The following is a 22500-nucleotide window of genomic DNA, read 5'->3' on the forward strand; positions in this document are numbered from 1 at the left end:
CCCTATATCACCAGTTTTCGACACCAAAACAGCCGCCCATTCGTGAGGCGGCTTTTTGATGTCGTCGTCATCCGCATCGATAACACGGCACCTCAAACCCGCTTCCTCACGCCATCGTTTGCAAACAGGCGCTTTTCAACGGAATTTAGCCTTCAATTTCAAAGTGGATTGATTTAAGGAAGCCCCATAGACCCGGCTAATGGGCAAATATTGTGAGGTTTGCATAACGATGCTCGATTCCCTGAGAAATGCTTCTCGAACTTTGGCGGCAAAGATTCTTCTTCTCCTCCTCGTCCTTTCCTTTGGCGTGTGGGGCGTTTCCGCTTCTCTGGTGTCGACAAACTCGCATGCCGTGATGACGGTTGGCGACCAGACGGTGACGCCGAACGAGTTTCGTTTCGCCTATCAGCGCCAGTTGGCAGATGTCGGTCGCCAGTTCGGCACGCGCCTGACGACGGAGCAGGCGAAAGCATTCGGCATCGACCGCCAGGTGTTCAGCCAGCTTTCTGCGGGCGCCGCATTGGACGAACTCGCATCCAAGATGAACCTAGGCCTCTCAGAAGACCGTCTGGCAACGTTGATTGCGGAAGACCCCGCCTTCAAGTCGCCCAGTGGCCAGTTCGACCGCAACCTGTTCAGCCAGCGTCTTCGTGGCGCGGGCTTCAATGAAGATGATTACGTCAAGGAACGCAGCAAAGTTGCCGTGCGTGGCCAGATCGTCGATGCCGTTTCGGATGGCTTCAAACCTCCGCAGGTCTTGGTCAATGCGCTGAAGCAATATCGTGATGAGCAGCGCTCCATCGAGTACGTGCTTTTGTCCAACGCCAATATCGATCCGGTCAAGGCACCGGGTGACGATGTGCTTGCCGCATGGTTCGAAAAGAACAAGGCGCAGTACCGCGCACCGGAATATCGCAAATTCACCTATGTGAAGCTAGAAGCGACAGACATTGCCGATCAGGGCGCAATTACCGATCAGCAGATTTCCGATTACTATGAGGCCCACAAGGATAGCTTCCGCACGGCCGGACGTCGCACCATCGAGCAGCTGACATTTGCCGATAAGGAAATGGCGGAAGCAGCGGCCGCACAGATTCGCGCCGGTACCACGACCTACGATCAGGTCGTGAAGGATCAGGGCAAGCAGCCCGCCGACGTAACGCTTGGCGAATTCACAAGAGATACCGTTCCAGACCCATCGATTGCCGATGCGGCTTTCGGCATCCAGAAGGATGGCGGCGTGTCCGCGGTTCTCGACGGTGCCTTCGGCCCGGTTATCCTGCGCGTTACCGGCATCAAGAACGAAAGCATGAAGACGCTGGATGAGGCGAAGGAAGAAATTCGCACCACGCTTGCCACGACAAAAGCTGCCGAAGAACTGAACAACGTTCATGACCGCTACGAAGATTTGCGTGGCGGCGGCGCTTCGTTGACGGATGCGGCGACGCAGCTCAACCTGAAGCCAGTGACCGTCAACGCCATCGATTCCAACGGCGGCGACGAAAAGGGCAACCCCGTAGAAGGTCTGCCGACCCCTGCCCTGGTGGCCGAAGTCTTCAAGGCCGAACAGGGGGGCGATGCGCCTTCCGTCAACATCGGTCGCGATGGTTACGTCTGGTTCGATCTTCAGCAGATTACCGCACCGCGTGACCGCACGCTGGATGAAGTCAAGGAACAGGTCGTTGCCGACTGGACCGCAGAGCAGCAGCGCACGGCGTTGACCGCAAAGGCGGATGAGTTGAAGGCTCGCGCGGAAAAGGGCGAGGCACTGGCCGCGATCGCCGGTGAAATGGGTCTTGGCGTTGAAACCAAGATGGGCCTTCGCCGCACCAGCGAAGATGCCGTTCTGGGCCAGCAGGCCGTGTCTGCCGTCTTCGCCGGCGCGCAGGGCCTCGTCGGCGCAGCGCCGGATACGGAAGGCTCCAGCCGCATCCTGTTCAAGGTCACCGAAGTCAACACCACGACGCCAACAGATGCTCTCGACAACAGCGACCAGCAGATTACCGCCATGGCAAATGCCGCTGGCGACGATATGCTGGACCAGATGGTCAACCGTCTCCAGAACGATTACGGTGTGACCATCAATCAGGCTGCGGCCGATCAAGCCATGACCGCTGCTTACTAAGCCACTATCCGGGGGACATGAGGACATGGCTGAGTTGAAGCCGCTGATTGCCAAGGTTGCCAATGGCGAAAGCCTGAGCCGGGACGAGTCTCGTCAGGCATTCGACATTCTGATGTCGGGCGGGGCAACGCCATCGCAGATCGGCGGCTTCCTCATGGCTTTGCGCGTGCGCGGAGAAACCGTGGATGAAATCGTCGGTGCCGTGTCGTCCATGCGTTCGCGCATGCTTCCCGTCACCGCGCCTGCCGACGCTATGGATATCGTTGGCACGGGCGGAGACGGTCTCGGCACCTACAATATCTCCACGCTTGCTTCCATTATCGTGGCGGGCACGGGCGTACCGGTTGCCAAGCATGGCAACCGGGCTCTAAGTTCTAAGTCGGGCACGGCGGATGCGCTTTCAGCACTCGGCGTGAAACTCGATATCGGACCGGAGCTGATCAGCCGCTGCGTCAGCGAAGCCGGTCTCGGTTTCATGTTTGCTCAGCTTCACCATTCCGCCATGCGCCATGTTGGCCCCAGCCGGGTGGAGCTTGGCACACGGACCGTCTTCAATCTGCTCGGTCCTCTCTCCAATCCCGCGGGCGCGAAGAAGCAATTGCTTGGGGTCTTTTCGCCACGCTGGCTCGTGCCACTGGCAGAAGTGCTGCGTGATCTCGGCTCCGAAAGCATCTGGGTCGTCCACGGTGACGGTCTGGATGAAATCACCACCACCGGCACCACGCATGTGGCAGCACTTGAGAACGGCACCATCAGAACCTTCGATCTGACGCCAAAGGATTTCGGCGTTGATGTCGCCAGCATCGAAGACCTCAAGGGCGGCGATGGCATTGCCAATGCGGCTGCACTTCGTTGCGTTCTGGGCGGAGCGAGGAACCCTTATCGGGATATCTCGCTTTGCAACGCCGCCGCCGCTCTGGTGGTTGCGGGCAAGGCCGAAACATTGTCCGATGGCATGAGGATCGCAAGCGCCTCTCTGGAGGATGGCAAGGCCGCTGCTGCCCTCGACAGGCTGGTTGCGGTTTCGAACGAGGAGTAGGGGCTAGCCCATGAGCGACATTCTGAAAAAGATCGAAGCCTATAAGCGCGAAGAGATCGAGGCTGCGAAAGCCAAGGTATCCCTGGCCGATCTCAAAGCCATGGCCGCCGATCAGACCGCACCGCGCGGGTTTTATAATGCGCTGAAGCGCAAACAGACGGATGGCACATTCGGCCTCATTGCAGAAATCAAGAAGGCCAGCCCATCCAAGGGCCTTATCCGCCCGGATTTCGATCCGCCCGCTCTGGCAAAGGCCTATGAAGCCGGTGGTGCCGCCTGCCTTTCGGTGCTGACGGATACGCCGAGTTTTCAGGGCGCGCCGGAATTTCTGACGGCGGCGCGTGATGCCTGCGCCCTGCCCGCGCTACGCAAAGACTTCATGTTCGAAACCTATCAGGTCCATGAAGCTCGTGCCTGGGGTGCCGATTGCATTCTTCTCATCATGGCATCGCTTTCCGATGACGAAGCCAAGCGTCTGGAAGACGAAGCCTTCTCGCTGGGCATGGATGTTCTGGTGGAAGTGCATGACGAGGAAGAAACCGAACGGGCGCTGAAGCTCGCTTCTCCGCTGCTCGGCATCAACAATCGCAACCTGCGCACCTTCGATGTCAGCCTGGAAACCAGCGAGCGACTGGCCTCGATGGTTCCTGCCGATAAACTGCTGGTCGGCGAAAGTGGCATCTTCACCTTCGAGGACTGCACGCGCCTCCAGACATCAGGCATAACGACATTCCTCGTTGGGGAAAGCCTGATGCGCAAGGATAACGTCGCAGCTGCCACCCACACGCTGCTGACAGGCCGCAACGGCATTCTGGCAGCAGAATGAGCGACGACCCTAAACTCACCCATATCGGTGCGTCCGGCGAAGCGCATATGGTCGATGTCGGTGACAAGGCCGAGACCATCCGCGTTGCGGTCGCTGAGGGTTTCGTGAAGATGAAGCCGGAAACGCTGACGCTGATCCGCGATGGCAATGCCAAGAAGGGCGACGTCATCGGCACGGCGCGTCTGGCCGGCATCATGGCCGCCAAACAGACATCCAACCTCATTCCGCTGTGCCATCCCTTGATGCTGACCAAAGTCTCGGTGGATATTTCCGAGGACGACGCCCTGCCCGGCCTGCGCGTTCAGGCCACCGTCAAGCTGTCCGGCAAGACCGGCGTCGAGATGGAAGCACTGACTGCGGTTTCCATTGCGTGCCTCACCATCTACGATATGGCGAAAGCCGCCGACAAAGGCATGGAGATCGGCTCCATCCGCCTTTTGGAAAAAACGGGCGGAAAATCCGGGCACTTCAAGGCCTGAACAGAAGAGTGAACGTGGCGCTGCCGGATTTATTCAGGCGGCCACAGGAAGAGGAAACGCCATGAAACCCCTCTTGCCCGTTGCCGAAGCCCAAGCGCGATTGCTGGGTGCCGCAACACCCGTCACGGCCATTGAACTCGTGGCGCTGGCAGATGCAGATCAGCGCGTTCTCGCCCGCGATCTGCACGCCCGGCTTACGCAGCCGCCTTTCGATGCTTCTGCCATGGATGGCTATGCGCTGAGAGCAGCAGATGCCCCGCAAATCGGCTCGACTTTGACCGTCATCGGCACGGCAGCAGCGGGTCATGCCTTTTCCGGTACGGTCGGCACAGGTCAGGCCGTGCGCATCTTTACCGGCGCGCCATTGCCTGAGGGTGCGGACGCGGTTCTCATTCAGGAAGACGCCGAGCTTCTCGACGCCGGCAAAATACGCACCACCTTCGACGTCACCGCAGGGAGACATATTCGGCCCCGTGGCCAGGATTTCCTGGAAGGCGAAGCGGTACTGAAGGCGGGAACGGAACTGGCTTTCACGGACATCACCGTCGCGGCCGCCATGAACCATGCGGAGCTCGCCGTCTATCGCAAGCCACTCATCGCCATTCTGGCAACGGGTGACGAACTGGTGCCGCCGGGCGGTGCACCCAACTCCGCGCAGATCATCGCCTCAAACACCTTCGGTGTTTCGGCCCTCGCCCGCAGAGCCGGTGCCGACATTCTCGACCTCGGCATCGTGCCAGACGACGCGACCCTCATCCGCGCCGCAATCGACAAAGCCGTAACCGCCCGTGCCGACGTTCTCGTCACACTGGGCGGCGCCTCCGTTGGTGATCACGATCTTGTTCAGGCGGCATTGAAGGCGCAAGGCATGGTGCTGGATTTCTGGCGCATCGCCATGCGCCCCGGCAAACCGCTGATCGTCGGCTCTATAGGGGAAATGCAGGTGCTGGGCCTGCCCGGCAACCCTGTCGCCAGCCTGGTGTGCAGCCTGCTGTTTCTGGAACCCCTCATCCAAAAACTAAGCCACCGCCCAATCGCCCCCCGCGAAACAATCGCCAGAACCGCCACTACACTCAAAGCCAACGACATCAGGCAAGACTATCTCCGCGCCAGAATCATCGCGCACGAAAACGGCCAACCAATCGTCGAAGCTTTCACGAAGCAGGATTCGGCTATGATGAAGATCATGGCGCAGTCAGATTGTTTGATCGTGCGCGCGCCGTTTGCGGAGGAGTTGGAGGCTGGTGGAGAATGTGTGGTGGTGCGGTTGCGGGCGTAGTCTGGAGAATTCCCATGACCACAATCAATGAAGCGATGCGAACCGACATAGATAACTCTGTCCTATGTTGGCTTGCCACCGCAGATACATCGGGCGTTCCAAACGTAAGTCCAAAAGAGATTTTTTCGAGTTATGGCGAGGATCGTATCATCGTCGCTGATATTGCTTCGGCCAATTCCGTCCGGAATATTCGTGGCAACCCCAATGTCTGCGTCAGCTTCATCGATATCTTCCGCCAACGTGGATTCAAGATTGTTGGAACGGCTGTTATCATTGAAAAGGACGATGCAAATTTTGCGATCGTCGGCGCACAGGTGCTGCAAATGGCTGGCGGCGATTATCCAATCCAGCGCATCATCTCAATTGAAATTAAGAAAATTTCACGCATTTGGGCTCCAAGCTACAAGCTCTTTCCCGACAGATCGGAAGCAGACCGTATGCAAGGTACATATGACACCTATGCCGTTACGCTAAACGCCGTGGCAGAATGATGCCACCCACATTATGGGGCAGGCCGTCGCAACTTTTCGATACTGCCACGACGGCCCTTGGCACTAAGCTACCTTTTTAAAATCCATCTCGTTTCCATGCAAAAAGCATGTTTTGGTGAAGAGACCCAGATCAATATCATTGGGTAGACGAATGTCGTTGATGTCAGGAAGTCGCTTCGCATCCGGGTCGAAAGACCGGTCGATTTGAGAGATAAAGACCAAGATCACCCCAGTCCTTCTCGCAAATTCAGCAAAAGCCAAAACCTGTGCAGAAAGCGGTGGCTTGCTTCGGTCTTGGTCAAGAATTTGGAGGAAGTCGATAACGACGACACTTCCTCTTTCCACGTCTGAAAGATGCTGGACGATGTAATCGGCACTGATAGCATTGGATGTAATGATTTGCAGCGAATCGGCAACCTCAGAATTGGCGTTACTGATCGTACGGATGTGCTGCCGGGCCTGTTGTTCCGTAAACTCGAGCGTGAACAAAATGGCTCGTCTTTTATCATGAAGCGCATCCACTAAAAGGCGCAAAGCAAATCTTGTCTTGCCCTGCCCGGGGCGACCAGCCACCAGCAGCAGGTCGCCATCGTGTAACCGATCAAGGGCTTTCTCCGGTTCTTTCAGTGCCATGTAATGTGAGGACAGCAGGCTCCAGCTTGCGAAGCCTTCTTCACGAGCTATCGCGTCCAATGTCGTGTGCAACGGCATTTTCTGATCGCGGGCCATAAGCTTTGCCCGACGTTTCAACTGAAATATGGGTGCAGATAGTGTCATCAATTAACCTCCTCTACGAGCCGTACACGCAACCCCTCCTTATGCGTCGCTCGAACAGGTGGTTCGATGATAGTCAGGTCACCCCATACGGACAGTACTTCCCCAATAGGAGGGAGGAGGCGTGGGTTAAGCCTGGACCAATGCTAGCGCTCGTGGTGATTCGGTTCAAGCACGTGTGTGGGTCGTGACGGGAACGTTACGATTATCATCTACGCAGCGTAGCCAGCGTCTCGCTCGAGAAGCTACTTCGCTATCTCATTTTCAGTAAACAGTAAGCAGAACGTATTGGCCCCGTCATAGAACAAAACTGGCGTACAAGAACCGCCTGTTTCCCTGCCGCACATCGATACTGCTTTAAGAAAAGAATTGACGTTGGCCGGTCGTTCAAATTTCACAAGCGCCACATGAGCTTGGTTTTCCGAGATGAGAACAGCACTTTCCACCCCTGCCTCAAACCGGTCATACAGTGACTTATTGGCCATAATTTTTGAGTAACCGTCACCATCACGACGTAAAGCATATGACAGCATAGTCTCGTATTCTGATGACGAGCTTTTTGCCTTTTCTTTCTCTATTTTCATCTGCAGCTCTTCTCGACTGCAGTGGAGATTTAGGGTCTCAGCTGGCAATTGCTCCACGGAAATCATGTCCACTTGGGGCGCTGAGTTCGCATATTGTACAACGAATATTGCAATGAGCGAAGCCGCAACAATCGATGATAATACTGCAATATTTTTCATTTTAGACATGGAAAATTGAAAGAACCCTATCTGGTAGCAATAAATCGACTGAACAACTTATATATGCAGAGTTCTACTAAAAAAAGGCCGCAGCGATGCGGTCCTTTTCATTCAACAACTCGGTCTAAACCAACCGGCTTCGCTCCACAGCGGCCTCAATAAAACTCGCAAACAGCGGATGCGGATCGAGCGGGCGGCTCTTGAGTTCGGGGTGGTATTGCACGCCGATGAACCATGGGTGGTCGGGGTACTCAACGGTCTCGGGCAGAACGCCGTCCGGGGACATGCCGGAGAAGACGAGGCCGCAGTTTTCGAGGCGGTCCTTGTAGTCTACGTTGACTTCGTAGCGGTGGCGGTGGCGTTCGGAAATATCCGTGGAGCCGTAGATTTCGGCGATCTTGGTATCTTTCTTGAGCGATGCCTTGTAGGCACCCAGACGCATCGTGCCGCCGAGATCGCCGGCTGCGTTGCGCATCTCAAGCTCGTTGCCCTTGACCCACTCGGTCATCAGACCGACGACCGGCTCCGGCGTGGTGCCGAATTCGGTGGAGGATGCTTTTTCGATGCCAGCCAGATTGCGGGCCGCTTCCACGACCGCCATCTGCATGCCGAAGCAGATGCCGAAATAGGGTACCTGACGTTCGCGGGCATATTGAGCAGCGCGGATTTTACCTTCAGAACCACGCTCGCCGAAACCGCCAGGAACGAGGATGGCATCGACCTTTTCGAGATAGGGTGCGGGATCTTCCTTTTCGAAGACTTCCGACTCGATCCATTCCAGATTGACCTTGACGCGGTTGGCAAAGCCACCGTGATGCAGGGCTTCGATCAGCGACTTATACGCGTCCTTGAGGCCGGTATATTTGCCGACGATCGCAATCGTGACTTCGCCTTCCGGCGTGTGGATGCGGTTGCAGACCTCTTCCCACTGCTCCAGGCGTGGCTTTGGCGCAGGCTCGATACCGAAGGCTGCCAGCACTTCGTTGTCGAGGCCTTCCTTGTGGTAGGCAATCGGCACGTCATAGATGTTGGCTACGTCAAGCGCCTGAATGACGGCGGATGGGCGCACGTTGCAGAACAGCGAAAGCTTACGGCGTTCGGCCTCGGGGATTTCACGGTCGGCACGCACCAGCAGGATATCCGGGTGAATACCCAGCGCCTGCAATTCCTTGACGGAATGCTGTGTCGGCTTAGTCTTCAACTCACCGGCTGCCGGAATATACGGCATCAGCGTCAGGTGAACGAAGATGGCCGTGCCGCGTGGCAGGTCGTTCTTGGCCTGACGGATCGCTTCCATGAACGGCATGGCTTCGATGTCGCCCACAGTACCGCCGATTTCGCAGATGACGAAGTCGTATTCCTCATTGCCTTCGGTCACGAAATTCTTGATTTCGTTGGTGACGTGCGGAATGACCTGCACCGTCGCGCCGAGGTAATCGCCGCGGCGTTCCTTATCGATGATGTTCTTGTAGATCCGACCCGTGGTGATGTTGTCGGTCTTGGTGGCCGAACGTCCTGTGAAGCGTTCGTAGTGACCAAGATCGAGGTCCGTCTCCGCGCCGTCATCGGTTACGAACACTTCACCGTGCTGGGTGGGGCTCATCGTGCCGGGGTCGACATTAAGATAGGGGTCAAGTTTGCGAAGTCGCACCCGGTAACCACGGGATTGCAACAACGCTCCGAGTGCTGCAGCGGCAATGCCCTTACCAAGAGAGGAGACCACGCCGCCTGTTATGAATACATATCGCGCCATGGGATTCACCGGTTACCTTTAATTGAGTGATTCCGCCAGCCAAAATTTATGTCAGAGCGCATTCATCTGTTGATGACGCGACGCGGCGTGGCCGGAATGTGAACAAAAGAAAACCGGCAGGCTTTTGGCCTGCCGGAGTGTTATGCGTCAACCGGGTTTATTGGCCGGTCGGAACTGCGTTCGAATTGGCCGGGGCTGGTGTTGCCGGAGCGGGTGTCGCTGGTGCCGGCGTCGTTGTCGACGGGGCGGCAGCGCCGTTGGTCGATGATGGCACACCGTTCTGAGCCGGAGCAGCAGGCGTCGAAGACGATGGTCCAAGCGTATCGAGAATGCCGTTACCCTGACCCTGTGTCGCCGGAATGCGATCCAGAATATCCGTTGGGCGCGCTTCGTAGCGTGTCAGAAGACCAAGGCCGAGAGACGTGACGAAGAACAGCGCCGCAAGGATGGCCGTTGCACGTGTCAGCGCATTGGCAGTGCCGCGCGCGGACATGAAGCCGGAGCCGCCGCCGATACCAAGGCCACCGCCTTCTGAGCGCTGAACCAGAACCACACCGACGAGCGCCAGCACGATCATGAGATGAATAACAATCAGTACGTTCTGCATGACAATCCATTCCATGCCCCGTTTGGAGCACAATGAAGAAGTTTGCGGCTCTTTACATGAGGCGAAAGCGTATTCCAACCCCCTGCGAGACGAAAGACGACATCAAGCCGTCAATTGCTCATATGCCGCGTAGATGGAGAGAAAATCGGATGCTTTCAAGCTGGCACCACCAATCAGCGCGCCATCGACATTCTCGACGCCCATCAGTTCCAGCGCGTTGGTTGGCTTGACGGAGCCGCCATAGAGAATACGCATGCCCTGCCCTTCTGCACCAAAGCGCTTGACCAACTCGTCACGCATGAAGGCGTGCGCTTCCTTCACGTCCTGCGTGGTTGGCGTCAGGCCGGTACCGATTGCCCATACCGGCTCATAGGCAATCACGGTGTTTTCTGCCACAGCCTCGTCCGGCAGAGAACCGGAGAGCTGGCGCTTGAGAACATCGAGCGTCTGGCCGGCCTTGCGTTCATCCGCCGTCTCGCCAATGCAGATGATGGCAACCAATTCCGCCGCATAGGCCGCAGTGGCCTTGGCGCGAACCAGATGGTCGGTTTCGGCATGGTCTGTGCGGCGTTCCGAATGGCCGACGATGACATGGGTGCCGAAGCAATCGGCAATCATTTCAGCGGAAATATCACCCGTATGGGCACCCGACGGGTTCTGGTGGCAATCCTGCGCACCGATTTTCAACGGGCTGTCATCGCACAGCGCTGTCGCGACATAAAGCAGCGTGGAGGGCGGGCATATCAGTGCATCCACCTTGTCCGAAAGCGCACCTTTGACACCCTCGGCCATCGCTTTGATCTGATCAAGCGAATCGCGCGTTCCGTTCATCTTCCAGTTTCCAGCGACGAGCGGGCGAACATCAGGGGTCATGGGCGATCTATTCCTCTTAACTTCAAAAGCGCTCAACAAAGTGCAAGCGCTCATAGCGGCCAGTTTCCATTATGTCTTAAAGGCTAGCGATTGTATTTGGTACAAAAAAGAATGCTTTTGGTTCATAACATTGGTTAAAATCGCAGCATTTCGGCCTTTTTCGTCGTTTTGACGCCATCCCTGCTCAATGCGTGATCAAAAAATTCAGCGCTGCGCGCCAATCCGTCATGCGTACCGGGGTACCGTGGGTGCCGGATTGATAGAGCGTGAAGCGTGTCGGCTGGCCAGCTTTCAGCAATGTACGGAAAATACCCGCCTGCTGCTGCGCCGAATAAACCTTATCTTCGCTACCATGCGTAAACCAGACGGGCTTTTTGGCCTTCGCAAAAACGCTTTTGGGAAAGTCCGGGTCAACCGCACCGCCAAGGATTGCCATGCCCTTCAGATTCGACACAGCCTGCGCATCGCGGCTGATACCATAACAAATGAAGCTGCCCATGGACGCACAGGCGAGAATGACGGGACGCCCGCCGGACTTGACGTTTGCATCAGCAATCAATGCGGCAATATCCGCCACGCCCTTCTCATCGAAACTACGCACGCTCGGCGCATAGTAGGTGCCGCCATTGGCAACCGCCAAATTCTTCAGCCGGTTGAAATTGCCGCCGAAGGTGTAGTCATTCATGCCCAGCCTGCGATCGCCGCCGCGACCGTGAATGAAGATTACCGTGAAGGCCTGACCGGTTGCCGCACCAACGCGACCAACCTCCAACGTCCTGCCCCCAACCGCGATTGTTTCCAGTTCTTGAAACTTCTTAGGCGCAAGGTCGACATATTGGCGCTTCACCCGTCGCTCCGGCGTATCGTCGCGCCCGTTTATGTCACGTATTTCCTGGTAGTCGATGATGTCAGACGCGCCATTATCGCTTGTGGACAGCACCGGCTGGTTGGAAAACAGCTCGTCCTTGAAGGGTTTCAGCGGCCCGCTGCTGCTTTGTGCAGAGGCTGGCACGATGGCAACAGACAGGCAAAAAAGAGTACAAAAGGTGAAGATAGCTGTGGACATGCCTTGAGGAACCATTTCATTTGAGCCAGAACACTTGCCATCCGGGCAAGCGCGGCGCAATCCTTGGACGACGCGAAAACCGATCATCCGTGCTTGAGTAGCAACATTGGGTTGCCGTTGTGGCAAATCATATGCCTGCTCGCATGGCCAAATTCTGACTGAACTGGGCACAATGGACGACAGCAACGATCTTTTTTCAAGCCAATCCGCTGCAAAGCAACAGGAGCCGGAGCCGCGTGAACCCGCACCTGCGCCTGTGGTGAAAGCTGTCGCCAGTGCGCCAAAGCCTGCGGTCGCGACCACCTCGTCCGAGCAGGAATATGGTGCTTCGTCCATCCGCGTGCTGGAAGGGCTGGAGCCCGTGCGCATGCGTCCCGGCATGTATATTGGCGGCACGGATGAAAAAGCGCTGCACCACCTGTTTGCCGAAGTCATCGACAACTCCATGGACGAGGCCGTCGCCGGCCACGCCAATTTCATCGAAGTCCACCTGGATACCGAAGGCTTTTTGACGGTCAGCGACAATGGTCGCGGCATTCCCGTGGAAAACCACCCGCAGGTGCCCGGCAAGTCGACGCTCGAAGTCATCATGACCAAGCTGCATGCGGGCGGTAAGTTCGATGGCAAGGCCTATGAAACATCAGGCGGTCTGCACGGCGTCGGCGTATCCGTGGTCAATGCTCTGTCCGACCTGCTCGAAGTGGAAGTTGCGCGAAACCGCAAGCTTTATCGCCAGCGCTTTTCACGCGGCATTCCCATGGGCGGTCTCGAAGAACTGGGCGATGTGCACAATCGTCGCGGTACGCGCGTTCGTTTCCATCCCGATCCGCAGATTTTCGGCGACCACGCCAAGTTCGACCCAGCCCGCATCTTCCGCATGGCGCGTTCCAAGACCTATCTTTTCGGTGGTGTAGAAATCCGCTGGAGCTGTGATCCCGGCATGGTGCCACCGGACGGTGATATCCCGGAAAAGGCTGTTTTCCACTTCCCCGGTGGCCTGAAGGATTATCTCGCGGCAACGCTGGGCAAGGACTTCACCGTCACCCGCGAAATCTTTTCCGGCAAGACGGAAAAGACTGGCGGTCACGGTGCCATGGAATGGGCCGTGACCTGGTATGGCGGCGATGCCCAGCTGCATTCCTACTGCAACACCATCCCCACGCCTGAAGGCGGTACCCATGAGGCTGGCCTGCGCATCGCGCTGACCAAAGGGCTCAAGAACTATGCCGAACTGACGCAGAACAAGCGCGCCCGCGAAATCACCACAGATGACGTAATGATCTCAGCCGTCGGCATGCTGTCCGTCTTCATTCGCGAGCCAGAATTCGTCGGTCAGACAAAGGACAAGCTGGCAACCGTCGAAGCCCAGCGCATCGTTGAAAACGCGCTGCGCGACCCGTTCGACCATTATCTCGCCGGCAACCCCAACGAAGCGGCAAAGCTTCTGGATTGGGTCATCGAGCGCTGCGAAGAGCGTCTTCGTCGCCGCAAGGAAAAAGAAGTCAACCGCAAGACCGCCGTTCGCAAGTTGCGCCTACCCGGCAAGCTGGCGGATTGCTCGCAGAACACAGCAGAAGGTGCCGAACTTTTCATTGTCGAAGGTGATTCGGCTGGCGGTTCGGCCAAGCAAGCGCGCAACCGCGCCAATCAGGCCATTCTGCCGCTGCGTGGTAAAATCCTCAATGTCGGCAGCGCCAGCCGCGAGAAGCTTTCCGCCAACCAGCAGATCGCCGATCTCATCCAGGCACTCGGTTGCGGCACCCGCACCAAGTACCGCGACGAGGATTTGCGTTACGAGCGCATCGTCATCATGACCGATGCCGACGTAGACGGCGCGCACATTGCCTCGCTGCTGATCACCTTCTTCTATCAGGAAATGCCTGAACTCATCCGCGGCAGCCATCTCTATCTGGCCGTGCCGCCACTCTACGTCATTCGTCAGGGTGCCAAGACGGTCTACGCTCGTGATGACGTGCATCGTGCCGAGCTGATGGAGACGGTCTTCAAAGGCAAGAAGGTCGAAATCGGCCGCTTCAAAGGCCTTGGCGAAATGATGCCGGCGCAGCTGAAGGAAACCACCATGGACCCATCCAAGCGCACTCTTCTGCGCGTGGAAATCGATGACGTGGATTTCGAAGGCACCCGCGAAGCCGTGGACAATCTGATGGGCACCAAACCCGAAGCCCGCTTCCGCTTCATTCAGGATCGTTCGGCATTCGCGGAAAATCTGGATATTTGAGGGTAGAGAATCGCCTCAAAGAACGCGTCAATATTCTGCTCTGCGTTTCTTCTCTCCCTCATTCCTGTGCTTGTCACAGGAATCCAGCCAGCCCAAGTCCTTGGGCTGAGAAGATTCTTTTCGCCGCGTAGACACGCGTCGACTGGATCCCTGTGACAAGCACAGGGATGAGGAGAACGCTTAGGTCGCGGCGCAAAATTACTCGAGAGATGCGGTACTCCACATTATAAAGCGACAGGGCCCGGCTGGCAGGCGCGCATTGACGACGTCTTGAAAAAAGCTGCCGGTCTCTGATCGGTCCAACTCGTTCTGTCTCGTATACCGACCAACGCATAGACGATATGCGCAACCCGCTTGGATTTTTTGCCATTCATGGCTGGAAATCGCCCGCCACCATGTTATTTAAGAACAAACGAAGCAGCGGCCTTGAACCGCGTGTGAAAGGAAATGGCCATGAGCGGCATTCACGAAATGATCGACGGCGAAGTGAAGAGCAACGATATCGTGCTTTTCATGAAAGGCACCCCGCAGTTCCCGCAGTGTGGTTTCTCCGGGCAGGTCGTACAGATCCTCGATTACCTTGGCCTGCAGTATAAGGGCATCAACGTGCTTGCCGACGCCGATCTGCGTCAGGGCATCAAGGATTACGCCAACTGGCCCACCATTCCGCAGCTTTACATCAAGGGTGAGTTTGTTGGCGGCTGTGACATCATAAAAGAGATGTTCCAGTCGGGCGAGCTTCAGGACCAACTTCAGGAACAGGGTATCAGCGTCCGCGGAGCGGCCTGATTCCGGCCGGGATAACCCGGCCCCCCTACTTTTAAAAACATGTCTAGGCGTTGCCCCAAGCAACGCCTTTGCCGTTCTTTTGGGACAACGTCTGTGACAAATCTTTCACAATCTGATCCGGCGCGCACCATCTCCATGGGGCGCACGGAATTTATCGGTCTCGCAGCCGCACTCATGGCGCTGAATGCGCTCGCCATCGACATCATGCTTCCTGGCTTGCAGGAAATCGGCGCGTCGCTGGGTGTCGATAATGAAAACCATCGGCAATATGTCATCTCGGCCTATCTGTTGGGCTTCGGCATCTCGCAACTGTTCTACGGCCCGATTGCAGACCGCTTCGGTCGTCGCAAACCTATGCTGTTCGGCCTCGGCATCTATATTCTTTCCTCCATAGCCGTGATCTTCGTTCCGTCCTTCGCAGGCCTTCTGGTCTTGCGCTTCATTCAGGGCATCGGTTCGGCGGCAACACGCGTCATCACCATTTCCATCGTTCGTGATATTTACGGCGGACGACAGATGGCGGAAGTCATGTCGCTGATCATGATGGTGTTCATGGTCGTGCCGGTCATCGCACCGGGAACCGGGCAGATCGTGCTGTTCTTCGGCGATTGGCATTTGATCTTCGGCTTCATGGCTGCAATTGCTGCCATCGTCACGGTCTGGATGTATCTGCGTCTGCCCGAAACTCTGCACCCTGAAGACGTGCGTCCGCTCACTGTCGCATCTGTCCTGCAGGGCTTCAAAATCGTCCTGACGAACCGCGTAGCGCTTTGCTACACCATTGCAAGCACCGTCATCTTTGGCGCGCTGTTCGGCTTCATCAACTCGGCAGAACAGGTCTATAAGGGAATCTATGGACTTGGTGCGTGGTTCGCGGCTGCCTTTGCTGGCGTAGCCCTGTTCATGGCGCTGTCATCCTTCCTCAATTCCCGCCTCGTCGGTCATTTTGGAATGAGAAAACTCTCGCATGGGTCGTTGATCGGCTTCATCGTCATCACATTCGTGTGGCTGATGGCGCAGATTTTCGGACCGCAGCCCATGCCGTTCTTCCTGTTCATCGTGATGTTTGCCTTGGCGATGTTCCAGTTCGGCCTCATTGGCTCGAACTTCAACTCTCTGGCCATGGAACCACTGGGTCATGTCGCCGGCACGGCCTCATCGGTCATCGGCTTCATGAGCACAATCGGCGGCTCGATGATCGGCGCAGCCATCGGCCAGGCTTTCGATGGCACCGCCCTGCCGATGGTGGGCGGCTTCTTCATCGTTTCCGTCGTGGGCCTCGGCTTCGTTCTGCTTGGCGAAAAAGGTATCCTGTTCCATCCACAGAACAAACCGACACACTGAAAACTCATAGAACGCAAAAGGCGCGGATGGAAACATCCGCGCCTTTTGCGTTTCAACAAGCTCCGCTTAGACCGTAAAAATCTTCTCGCGCAACAGTTCCCATGTCTCTTCATTGGGTGCCAGCAGAAGACCGCCGCTGGTGTGGTGCGGAAGATAGGGAGAACCATCGAAGCGCGCAGCGTAAGCGCCAGCCTCCTGCGAGATCAGCGTGCCGGCCAGATGATCCCATGGCATCAGCTTGTTATACATCAGGAAGTGCATGTGGCCGCCGCAGAAGGTGCGGTACTCGTGTGCTGCACAACGGTAGCTGGTGAACAGGCGCACATCGGCCAGATTGTTCAGCAAACGGCGGCGCACATCGCCGTCGAAATAACCGGTATTGGCAATTCCGACCATTTGCGAAAGTTCCGGCGCAGGCACGACATTCATCTGGCTCTGCGATCCGTCGGCGCTGCACATCCATGCGCCGGAGCCCTTTTCAGCGATGACCCAGTCATTGCCCATGGGATCATAGATGATGCCCGCGACCGTCTCACCCTTCGAAACAACGCTCAGCATCCGCCAAACAGCGGCAGACCGGCAGCGAAGTTGAAGGTCCCGTCGATGGGATCGACCACAACGGCAAGATCGGCCTCACCCAGTTTGGTCAGAAGCGAAGGGTCGGCCGCAACGGCTTCTTCACCCACGAAAAGCGCGTCCGGCATGAATTCGGCCACCCGGTCACGAATCAGGCGCTCAGCAGCCTCATCGGCCTCTGTTACGAGATCGATGGCTTCCGTCTTTATGCGCACGTCACCCTCGCCAAGATTGCGAAACCTCGGCATGATTTCTACACCTGCCGCCTCCTGAAGGGCATTGGCAAGCGATGCGATGTCGAGTTCAACGGTCATGGGTGTTCCTTCCTAGTATCAAATCAAAGGCCGACGATTTCGCGCCGTATCATCTTCCAGCTGTCCTTATCTGGGGCGGACAGAATGCCGCCTGACAGATCGCCGGGGCGGTAGGGGGTGCCATCGAACTTGGCAGTGTATCCACCCGCTTCCTGATGCGTCAGCACACCGGCCAGATGGTCCCACGGCATCAGCTTTTCATGGCCGATGAAGTGAATCTTGCCGCTGGAAACCAGCCAGTATTCATGCGCCGAGCAATTCAGCGAAAGCGCCATCTTGGCCTTGGTCATATTGGCGGCAATCACCGGGCGGCGCTCTTCGAAACTGTGGCCCCAGGAAAACACGCCAACCATCTGAGAGAGATCGACAGGCTTTGCCGCCGTCACTTTCGCTTCGCTGCCGTTCTTGCGTTTCAGCGTTGCGCCTGCACCTTTGACCGAGACAATCGTATCACCCATGACAGGGTCGTGGATGATGCCCGCAACCGTCTCACCTTTTATGGTAACGGCAAGCAAGGTACCAAATGCGGGCAGACCGGACGCATAATTGAAGGTGCCGTCGATCGGGTCGATCACGAAGGCAAGCGGTGCTTCGACGAGTGCCGGAATAACCGAATGGTCGGCATCATAGGTCTCTTCGCCAACGATATGGGCTTTTGGAAAACGCTCCAGCAGCGCAGCTGTGATGCGTTTTTCCGCCAGAATATCCGCCTCGGTCACAAGATCGATGACGGAGGTTTTTTCGGAGATGTCGGAAGCGCTCAAATTACGGAAGCGCGGAATGATGTCGTTCACCCCGGCGTCTGCAACGGTCGAGACAAGGAACTCAAGATCGGAATCGGAAAGTGTCATGAAGCATTTCTTTTAAAAATGGGAAGAGCTTCCACGACCTAATCTCCTAGCATGACGGATCGGTGACAGTCAGGCCTGCAAAATCGAAAAGCTTGGTGTCGAGCAGATGAGAAGGGTTGACGTGCGCCATGGCGCGCAACATCACATCCTTGCGGCCCGGCATTCGTCGCTCGATATCGGCCAGCATGTCTTTCATGGCATTACGCTGAAGACCATCCTGCGAACCGCACAGGTCGCACGGAATGATCGGAAATTCCATTGCAGTCGCAAACTTCGCCATGTCCTCTTCCGCGCAATAGGCCAGCGGACGCAGCACCATGACGTCGCCTTCGTCATTCATCAGCTTCGCCGGCATGCCCGCAAGCCGCCCGCCATGAAACAGGTTCATGAAGAAGGTTTCGAGAATATCTTCGCGGTGATGGCCCAGCAACAGCGCATCGCAACCCTCTTCACGGGCGATACGGTAGAGATTACCACGTCGCAGCCGCGAACAGAGCGAGCAATAGGTGCCGCCCGCAGGCACCTTTTCCTTCACGATGGAATAGGTATCACGATACTCGATACGATGCGGCATGCCGATCTTGGTCAGATAGTCCGGCAAAATGTGCTTGGGAAAATTCGGCTGGCCCTGATCGAGATTGCAGGCAATCAGTTCGACGGGCAGAAGGCCGCGCCATTTCAAATCCAGCAGCAGCGCCAGCAGTCCGTAGCTGTCCTTGCCGCCGGAAAGGCCCACCAGCCAGCGCTTCTGGCCTTTCAGCATGTCGAAATCATCAAAGGCCTGACGCACATTGCGCAACAGCCGCTTGCGCAGCTTGTTGCACGAGACGGAGCGTGGCGCGTTGGCGAACAGCGGATGCGCGCCACTCTGCTCTTCAGGCTCGACGCCCTCTGGCATGTCATCGATGTCTGCGGCAATGTTCATGGCAATCTCGCTTGGTCCTGAACGCGCGTCAGCGTTCCAGGTTCAGGGAATGCCCGCATATGCCGTGAAGATCAAGCCCCGAATACGGACCAGCCCATTTCGTTTGCCAGCATTTCCAATGCAACAGAGCCCAGAGCCGAATTGCCGACTTCATTGAGACCCGGCGACCAGACAGCGATGGATGCCTTTCCGGGCGCCACGACCAGAATGCCGCCACCCACGCCGCTCTTGCCCGGCAGACCGACATGATAGGCAAAATCGCCCGAGCCATCATAATGGCCGCAGGTCAGCATCAGCGCGTTGATGCGCCGTGCGCGCTTTTCCGAAACCACGGAGTGGCCGGTCACGGGGTTGCGGCCGCGATTGGCCAGAAACAGCCCTGCCCGCGCCAGTTGCACGCAATTCATGGACAGCGCGCACTGGTGAAAATAAACGCCCAGCGTATGGTCGACGGGATGGTGCAGATTGCCGAAACTGCTCATGAAATTGGCCAGAGCGAAGTTTCTATAGCCGGTCGTCTGCTCGGATTTCGCAACCTTGTTGTCTATGGAAATCGTCTCGTCATCGGCCAGATAACGCACGAAGCGCAGGACCTCGCCAATCGCTTCACGCGGTTGGTGGCCCGCCAAAACCATATCGGTAACGACGATGGCACCGGCATTGACGAAGGGATTGCGTGGGATGCCCATCTCGCGTTCCAGCTGAACGATGGAGTTGAAAGCAGAACCGGAGGGTTCGCGCCCTACCCGCTTCCACACGCTCTCTCCCGTCTTGCCCAGCGCAAGCGTCAGCATGAAGACCTTGGAGATACTCTGGATCGAAAACTGCACCTTTGCATCGCCAGCCACAAAGGTTTGACCGTCCACGGTGGTTACGGCAATGCCAAACTGCTTTGGATCGACCTTGGCAAGCTCAGGAATATAATCGGCCACCTTCGCGGCACCCAGGCGCGGCTGCATTTTTTCGGTGATGGAATTGATAACCGTCTGAATGTCCCGCATTGCCCTGCTCAAATATGATGAATTGTGTCAGTAGAGGCGGTGGATAGGTCGCGGCAAGCGCCCCTCCTACTCCGTCGTCATCCTCGGGCTTGACCCGAGGATCTAACGATCCACACCATCAAACGTGGTCAAATCCTCGGGTCAAGCCCGAGGATCTGACCACGGAGAGGTTTGCGGCCTTGTCGCGAAGCATTGCGACAAGGAAACCCGAATGCCACTTATATAGACGACGCACGCGCCTTCGTCGTCGTGTCGAACGCCTTCATCACATAGCTGTCGCGATCATAGACGTCGTCGAAATACTGCACGTGGCCGTCCTTGTCCGGCCATGCCGTGAAGTAGGACACGTAGACAGGAACCTTGCCCGATACCTGAACAGCGCGGTTCTGGCCTGCGGCAATCTGCTTGTTCACATTGTCCATCGTCGTGCCGAGAACGGCAGCAGCCATGCGACGAGGATCGACCAGACGAATACAGCCGTGGCTCAGCGCACGCATATCGCGGTTGAAGAAGCTCTTCGCAGGCGTGTCATGCATATAGATGGCATGAGCGTTCGGGAACAGGATCTTCAGGTCACCCAGCGCATTGTCGCTGCTCGGTGGCTGGCGAACAGAAACTGCATTGGTGGAGCCGTACCAGTTCACCTCGGAAGACGAGACCGAACGACCGTTGACCTGAACTTCGTAGCCCAGACGGTCCAGATAGGACGGATCGCGGCGCAGCTTCGGCAGCATCTCGTTGATGATGATCGACTGTGGAACGCCCCAGTAAGGGTTGAATTCAACCGTCTGGATTTCATCCTGGAAGAAGTAGGTCTGGTTCGCCTTGGAACCGATGACCACCTTCATGCCGAAGTCCTCGACACCCTCATTATGGTAATAAGCCATGAAAGCGGGCTGGTTGATGAAGACGAACCGGTCGCCCAGATCGGCTGGCAACCAGCGAACCTGTTCCATGGCCACTTCCAACTTGGCGATCTTGGCTTCGTTGCTGTCGCCGGTCATGGCGCGCACGGTTGCACGACCGATAACGCCGTCAGCCTTCAGGCCGTTTTCGCTCTGGAATGCCTTGACCAGATCAACCAGATCAGGCGTGTATTCCGGCGTCTGCTGATAGCCGGACAGCGTCGAGGCATGGCCAGTCTTCAAGGTGGCGGAAGAGCGATGCTCGATGGCCTTCACGACGCTTGCCATATCGGCGTTGTTTTCACCGGGCTTGAGAACGAGATCGGCAGGCACGACGACCTTGTTCCCGCTGTCCTTGTCTTCATCCCGCAGCTTTGCCAACTCTGCCTTCAGCGCCTGATATTCAACGTTGGATGGCTCGCGGCTGCGCAGATAGGCAGCAACATCCGGGCTGAGGCTGGCGAGTTTCAGCACCGGCGTCAGATTGACCGTCTTGCGCTTGAAATCATGATAGCCGGACAGCTTGTTCGGATCGACGCGACCGCGGGTCGTGTCCTGCACATAGGCGAGAACCTTGGCCGAAAGCGCCAGCTCGAACTGCATCATGGCGGGAGGAATGGACTGCTGCTCGGAAACGGATGCGTTCTGCACCTGAGCTGCCGGCTCTGCCGAAATGCTGGCTGTCACGTCCTGCGATGGTGCGGAAATGCTGTAGTCGGCTGGGTTGAGACCGCTATCACCGACTTTTTCGAAAAATGCGAGAACGGCGCTGGCGCGCTCGTTGAGATCGCCGTTCGAAACCCAGATCGGCTGTCCGCCTGCGTTGTAATAGGCTTCCAGCGCCTTGGCGATTTCGGGCGTTGCCGAAAGCTTCACGCCTGCAAGACCAGCGGAAAACTTCGACGTGTCGACAGCGCGCGCGCCATCGGCCTTGTACGTATAATAGCGAGGGCCGGAAACACGCGGCAATGGCTCAGGGTCCACATCGCGTGTGGATGCGCTGCCCTGCATTGTTGTCGTAACACCCGGCAGACCGCGATCCTGACGCTCACGCTCGACCTTGCCTGGTCCACCACGCAGAAGGTCCATGAGGGTCACTGCACCGGCCGAGCCGGGCATCGCCGCCGAAACGGAAAGTCCGAGAGCCAGTATGAATGCTGCCGATGATTTTCCTGAAGTGATTTGCAATTTATTCCTCGCCGCATCCCGCGCCATCATTCATCGAGGCGCATATAAAGAGTATGTGTCTGTCTAGCTGATTGGTCTGCTTTTGGAAAGAAAACGCACAAAGTCCAATCAAGTGCCAGACATGAGTTTCCGTCACGAAAAAATCGCTTCGGCATGGTGCCCACGTTTGGCGAGAATAGTTAAATTTCTCTTTAATTTCCTAACATTGCGCAAACAAGTTTTCGACAGCGGCACCAATGACGGCATAAAATCCACGCATTCGAACGACGTGACAGAAAAGCCACGCACCCGGACTTTCGGGCCGGATGTCAGC

General features: G+C 56.9%; 19 protein-coding genes and 2 pseudogenes. 10 read left to right on the forward strand and 11 right to left on the reverse strand.

Annotated elements, in window-relative coordinates:
- Nucleotides 1-229 precede the first annotated feature (229 nt).
- From DSM25558_RS01325 to DSM25558_RS01350, 6 genes are all read left to right on the forward strand, one after another.
- Nucleotides 230-2125, forward strand: a complete 1896-nt coding sequence (locus DSM25558_RS01325) for a peptidylprolyl isomerase (protein WP_077101033.1) — start codon at nt 230-232, stop codon at nt 2123-2125.
- Nucleotides 2126-2150: 25 nt separating this feature from the next.
- The gene (gene trpD / locus DSM25558_RS01330; RefSeq protein WP_077101035.1) at nt 2151-3164 is read left to right on the forward strand and encodes an anthranilate phosphoribosyltransferase; all 1014 of its coding nucleotides are present in this window, start codon (nt 2151-2153) and stop codon (nt 3162-3164) included.
- A gap of 10 nt (nt 3165-3174) precedes the next feature.
- Entirely contained in the window at nt 3175-3990 is an 816-nt protein-coding gene (trpC, locus tag DSM25558_RS01335) for an indole-3-glycerol phosphate synthase TrpC (RefSeq protein WP_077101037.1), read from the forward strand.
- Complete coding sequence (gene moaC, locus DSM25558_RS01340) at nt 3987-4469, forward strand: cyclic pyranopterin monophosphate synthase MoaC (RefSeq protein ID WP_077101039.1); 483 nt, start codon at nt 3987-3989, stop codon at nt 4467-4469. Before trpC ends, moaC begins: the two co-directional genes overlap by 4 nt.
- Before the next feature lie 61 nt (nt 4470-4530).
- The gene (glp, locus tag DSM25558_RS01345) at nt 4531-5748 is read left to right on the forward strand and encodes a molybdopterin molybdotransferase MoeA (RefSeq protein ID WP_077101041.1); all 1218 of its coding nucleotides are present in this window, start codon (nt 4531-4533) and stop codon (nt 5746-5748) included.
- Nucleotides 5749-5762: 14 nt separating this feature from the next.
- Nucleotides 5763-6239 (forward strand): pyridoxamine 5'-phosphate oxidase family protein, encoded by a 477-nt coding sequence (locus tag DSM25558_RS01350; protein WP_077101043.1) that lies wholly within the window; start codon nt 5763-5765, stop codon nt 6237-6239.
- 63 nt (nt 6240-6302) lie between these two features.
- On the opposite strand, the gene DSM25558_RS01355 is transcribed toward DSM25558_RS01350, so the two are convergent.
- The 6 genes from DSM25558_RS01355 to DSM25558_RS01380 all read right to left on the reverse strand — a co-directional run bounded on the left by DSM25558_RS01355 (nt 6303) and on the right by DSM25558_RS01380 (nt 12055).
- Complete coding sequence (locus DSM25558_RS01355; protein ID WP_077101045.1) at nt 6303-7016, reverse strand: DNA helicase; 714 nt, start codon at nt 7014-7016, stop codon at nt 6303-6305.
- Nucleotides 7017-7258: 242 nt separating this feature from the next.
- Nucleotides 7259-7765, reverse strand: coding sequence for a hypothetical protein (locus tag DSM25558_RS01360; RefSeq protein ID WP_077101047.1), 507 nt, complete (start codon nt 7763-7765; stop codon nt 7259-7261).
- 115 nt (nt 7766-7880) lie between these two features.
- A complete protein-coding gene (locus DSM25558_RS01365) occupies nt 7881-9509 on the reverse strand; it encodes a CTP synthase (RefSeq protein ID WP_077101049.1) in 1629 nt (542 codons plus the stop codon).
- Nucleotides 9510-9666: 157 nt separating this feature from the next.
- Nucleotides 9667-10116 (reverse strand): preprotein translocase subunit SecG, encoded by a 450-nt coding sequence (gene secG / locus DSM25558_RS01370; protein WP_077101459.1) that lies wholly within the window; start codon nt 10114-10116, stop codon nt 9667-9669.
- A gap of 102 nt (nt 10117-10218) precedes the next feature.
- Nucleotides 10219-10989 carry a triose-phosphate isomerase gene (tpiA, locus tag DSM25558_RS01375; protein ID WP_077101051.1) on the reverse strand — a complete coding sequence of 257 codons (771 nt, stop codon included), beginning with the start codon at nt 10987-10989 and terminating at the stop codon, nt 10219-10221.
- A 184-nt stretch (nt 10990-11173) separates the two neighbouring features.
- Entirely contained in the window at nt 11174-12055 is an 882-nt protein-coding gene (locus DSM25558_RS01380) for a phospholipase (protein ID WP_077101462.1), read from the reverse strand.
- Nucleotides 12056-12227: 172 nt separating this feature from the next.
- Here DSM25558_RS01380 and parE point away from each other — a divergent pair, with 172 nt between their 5' ends.
- From parE to DSM25558_RS01400, 4 genes and pseudogenes are all read left to right on the forward strand, one after another.
- Nucleotides 12228-14294 (forward strand): DNA topoisomerase IV subunit B, encoded by a 2067-nt coding sequence (parE, locus tag DSM25558_RS01385; protein ID WP_077101053.1) that lies wholly within the window; start codon nt 12228-12230, stop codon nt 14292-14294.
- Nucleotides 14295-14543: 249 nt separating this feature from the next.
- Nucleotides 14544-14588 (forward strand): annotated as a pseudogene (locus tag DSM25558_RS29625) (hypothetical protein); the annotation flags it as partial.
- 159 nt (nt 14589-14747) lie between these two features.
- Nucleotides 14748-15083: a Grx4 family monothiol glutaredoxin gene (gene grxD / locus DSM25558_RS01395; RefSeq protein WP_077101464.1), complete on the forward strand. Its 336-nt coding sequence runs from the start codon at nt 14748-14750 to the stop codon at nt 15081-15083.
- A 135-nt stretch (nt 15084-15218) separates the two neighbouring features.
- Nucleotides 15219-16427: a multidrug effflux MFS transporter gene (locus tag DSM25558_RS01400; protein WP_077101466.1), complete on the forward strand. Its 1209-nt coding sequence runs from the start codon at nt 15219-15221 to the stop codon at nt 16425-16427.
- Between the two features lie 66 nt (nt 16428-16493).
- On the opposite strand, the pseudogene DSM25558_RS01405 reads toward DSM25558_RS01400, so the two are convergent.
- The 5 genes and pseudogenes from DSM25558_RS01405 to DSM25558_RS01425 all read right to left on the reverse strand — a co-directional run bounded on the left by DSM25558_RS01405 (nt 16494) and on the right by DSM25558_RS01425 (nt 22214).
- Nucleotides 16494-17317: pseudogene (locus tag DSM25558_RS01405) on the reverse strand (inositol monophosphatase family protein).
- A 23-nt stretch (nt 17318-17340) separates the two neighbouring features.
- Nucleotides 17341-18168 carry an inositol monophosphatase family protein gene (locus DSM25558_RS01410; RefSeq protein ID WP_077101055.1) on the reverse strand — a complete coding sequence of 276 codons (828 nt, stop codon included), beginning with the start codon at nt 18166-18168 and terminating at the stop codon, nt 17341-17343.
- A gap of 46 nt (nt 18169-18214) precedes the next feature.
- Nucleotides 18215-19093 (reverse strand): tRNA 2-thiocytidine(32) synthetase TtcA, encoded by an 879-nt coding sequence (gene ttcA, locus DSM25558_RS01415; RefSeq protein ID WP_077101057.1) that lies wholly within the window; start codon nt 19091-19093, stop codon nt 18215-18217.
- A gap of 71 nt (nt 19094-19164) precedes the next feature.
- Complete coding sequence (locus DSM25558_RS01420) at nt 19165-20094, reverse strand: glutaminase (RefSeq protein ID WP_077101059.1); 930 nt, start codon at nt 20092-20094, stop codon at nt 19165-19167.
- Between the two features lie 218 nt (nt 20095-20312).
- A complete protein-coding gene (locus DSM25558_RS01425; protein WP_143239988.1) occupies nt 20313-22214 on the reverse strand; it encodes a L,D-transpeptidase family protein in 1902 nt (633 codons plus the stop codon).
- Nucleotides 22215-22500 lie beyond the last annotated feature (286 nt).

It is taken from the genome of Agrobacterium sp. DSM 25558 (assembly GCF_900100825.1).
Lineage (GTDB): Bacteria > Pseudomonadota > Alphaproteobacteria > Rhizobiales > Rhizobiaceae > Agrobacterium.

Excerpts from the sequence above, each read along its gene's own strand:
- DSM25558_RS01325 (WP_077101033.1), top strand. The coding sequence starts at position 230 with ATGCTCGATTCCCTGAGAAATGCTTCTCGAACTTTGGCGGCAAAGATT.
- trpD (WP_077101035.1), top strand. The coding sequence starts at position 2,151 with ATGGCTGAGTTGAAGCCGCTGATTGCCAAGGTTGCCAATGGCGAAAGC.
- trpC (WP_077101037.1), top strand. The coding sequence starts at position 3,175 with ATGAGCGACATTCTGAAAAAGATCGAAGCCTATAAGCGCGAAGAGATC.
- moaC (WP_077101039.1), top strand. The coding sequence starts at position 3,987 with ATGAGCGACGACCCTAAACTCACCCATATCGGTGCGTCCGGCGAAGCG.
- glp (WP_077101041.1), top strand. The coding sequence starts at position 4,531 with ATGAAACCCCTCTTGCCCGTTGCCGAAGCCCAAGCGCGATTGCTGGGT.
- DSM25558_RS01350 (WP_077101043.1), top strand. The coding sequence starts at position 5,763 with ATGACCACAATCAATGAAGCGATGCGAACCGACATAGATAACTCTGTC.
- DSM25558_RS01355 (WP_077101045.1), bottom strand. The coding sequence starts at position 7,016 with ATGACACTATCTGCACCCATATTTCAGTTGAAACGTCGGGCAAAGCTT.
- DSM25558_RS01360 (WP_077101047.1), bottom strand. The coding sequence starts at position 7,765 with ATGTCTAAAATGAAAAATATTGCAGTATTATCATCGATTGTTGCGGCT.
- DSM25558_RS01365 (WP_077101049.1), bottom strand. The coding sequence starts at position 9,509 with ATGGCGCGATATGTATTCATAACAGGCGGCGTGGTCTCCTCTCTTGGT.
- secG (WP_077101459.1), bottom strand. The coding sequence starts at position 10,116 with ATGCAGAACGTACTGATTGTTATTCATCTCATGATCGTGCTGGCGCTC.
- tpiA (WP_077101051.1), bottom strand. The coding sequence starts at position 10,989 with ATGACCCCTGATGTTCGCCCGCTCGTCGCTGGAAACTGGAAGATGAAC.
- DSM25558_RS01380 (WP_077101462.1), bottom strand. The coding sequence starts at position 12,055 with ATGTCCACAGCTATCTTCACCTTTTGTACTCTTTTTTGCCTGTCTGTT.
- parE (WP_077101053.1), top strand. The coding sequence starts at position 12,228 with ATGGACGACAGCAACGATCTTTTTTCAAGCCAATCCGCTGCAAAGCAA.
- grxD (WP_077101464.1), top strand. The coding sequence starts at position 14,748 with ATGAGCGGCATTCACGAAATGATCGACGGCGAAGTGAAGAGCAACGAT.
- DSM25558_RS01400 (WP_077101466.1), top strand. The coding sequence starts at position 15,219 with ATGGGGCGCACGGAATTTATCGGTCTCGCAGCCGCACTCATGGCGCTG.
- DSM25558_RS01410 (WP_077101055.1), bottom strand. The coding sequence starts at position 18,168 with ATGACACTTTCCGATTCCGATCTTGAGTTCCTTGTCTCGACCGTTGCA.
- ttcA (WP_077101057.1), bottom strand. The coding sequence starts at position 19,093 with ATGAACATTGCCGCAGACATCGATGACATGCCAGAGGGCGTCGAGCCT.
- DSM25558_RS01420 (WP_077101059.1), bottom strand. The coding sequence starts at position 20,094 with ATGCGGGACATTCAGACGGTTATCAATTCCATCACCGAAAAAATGCAG.
- DSM25558_RS01425 (WP_143239988.1), bottom strand. The coding sequence starts at position 22,214 with ATGGCGCGGGATGCGGCGAGGAATAAATTGCAAATCACTTCAGGAAAA.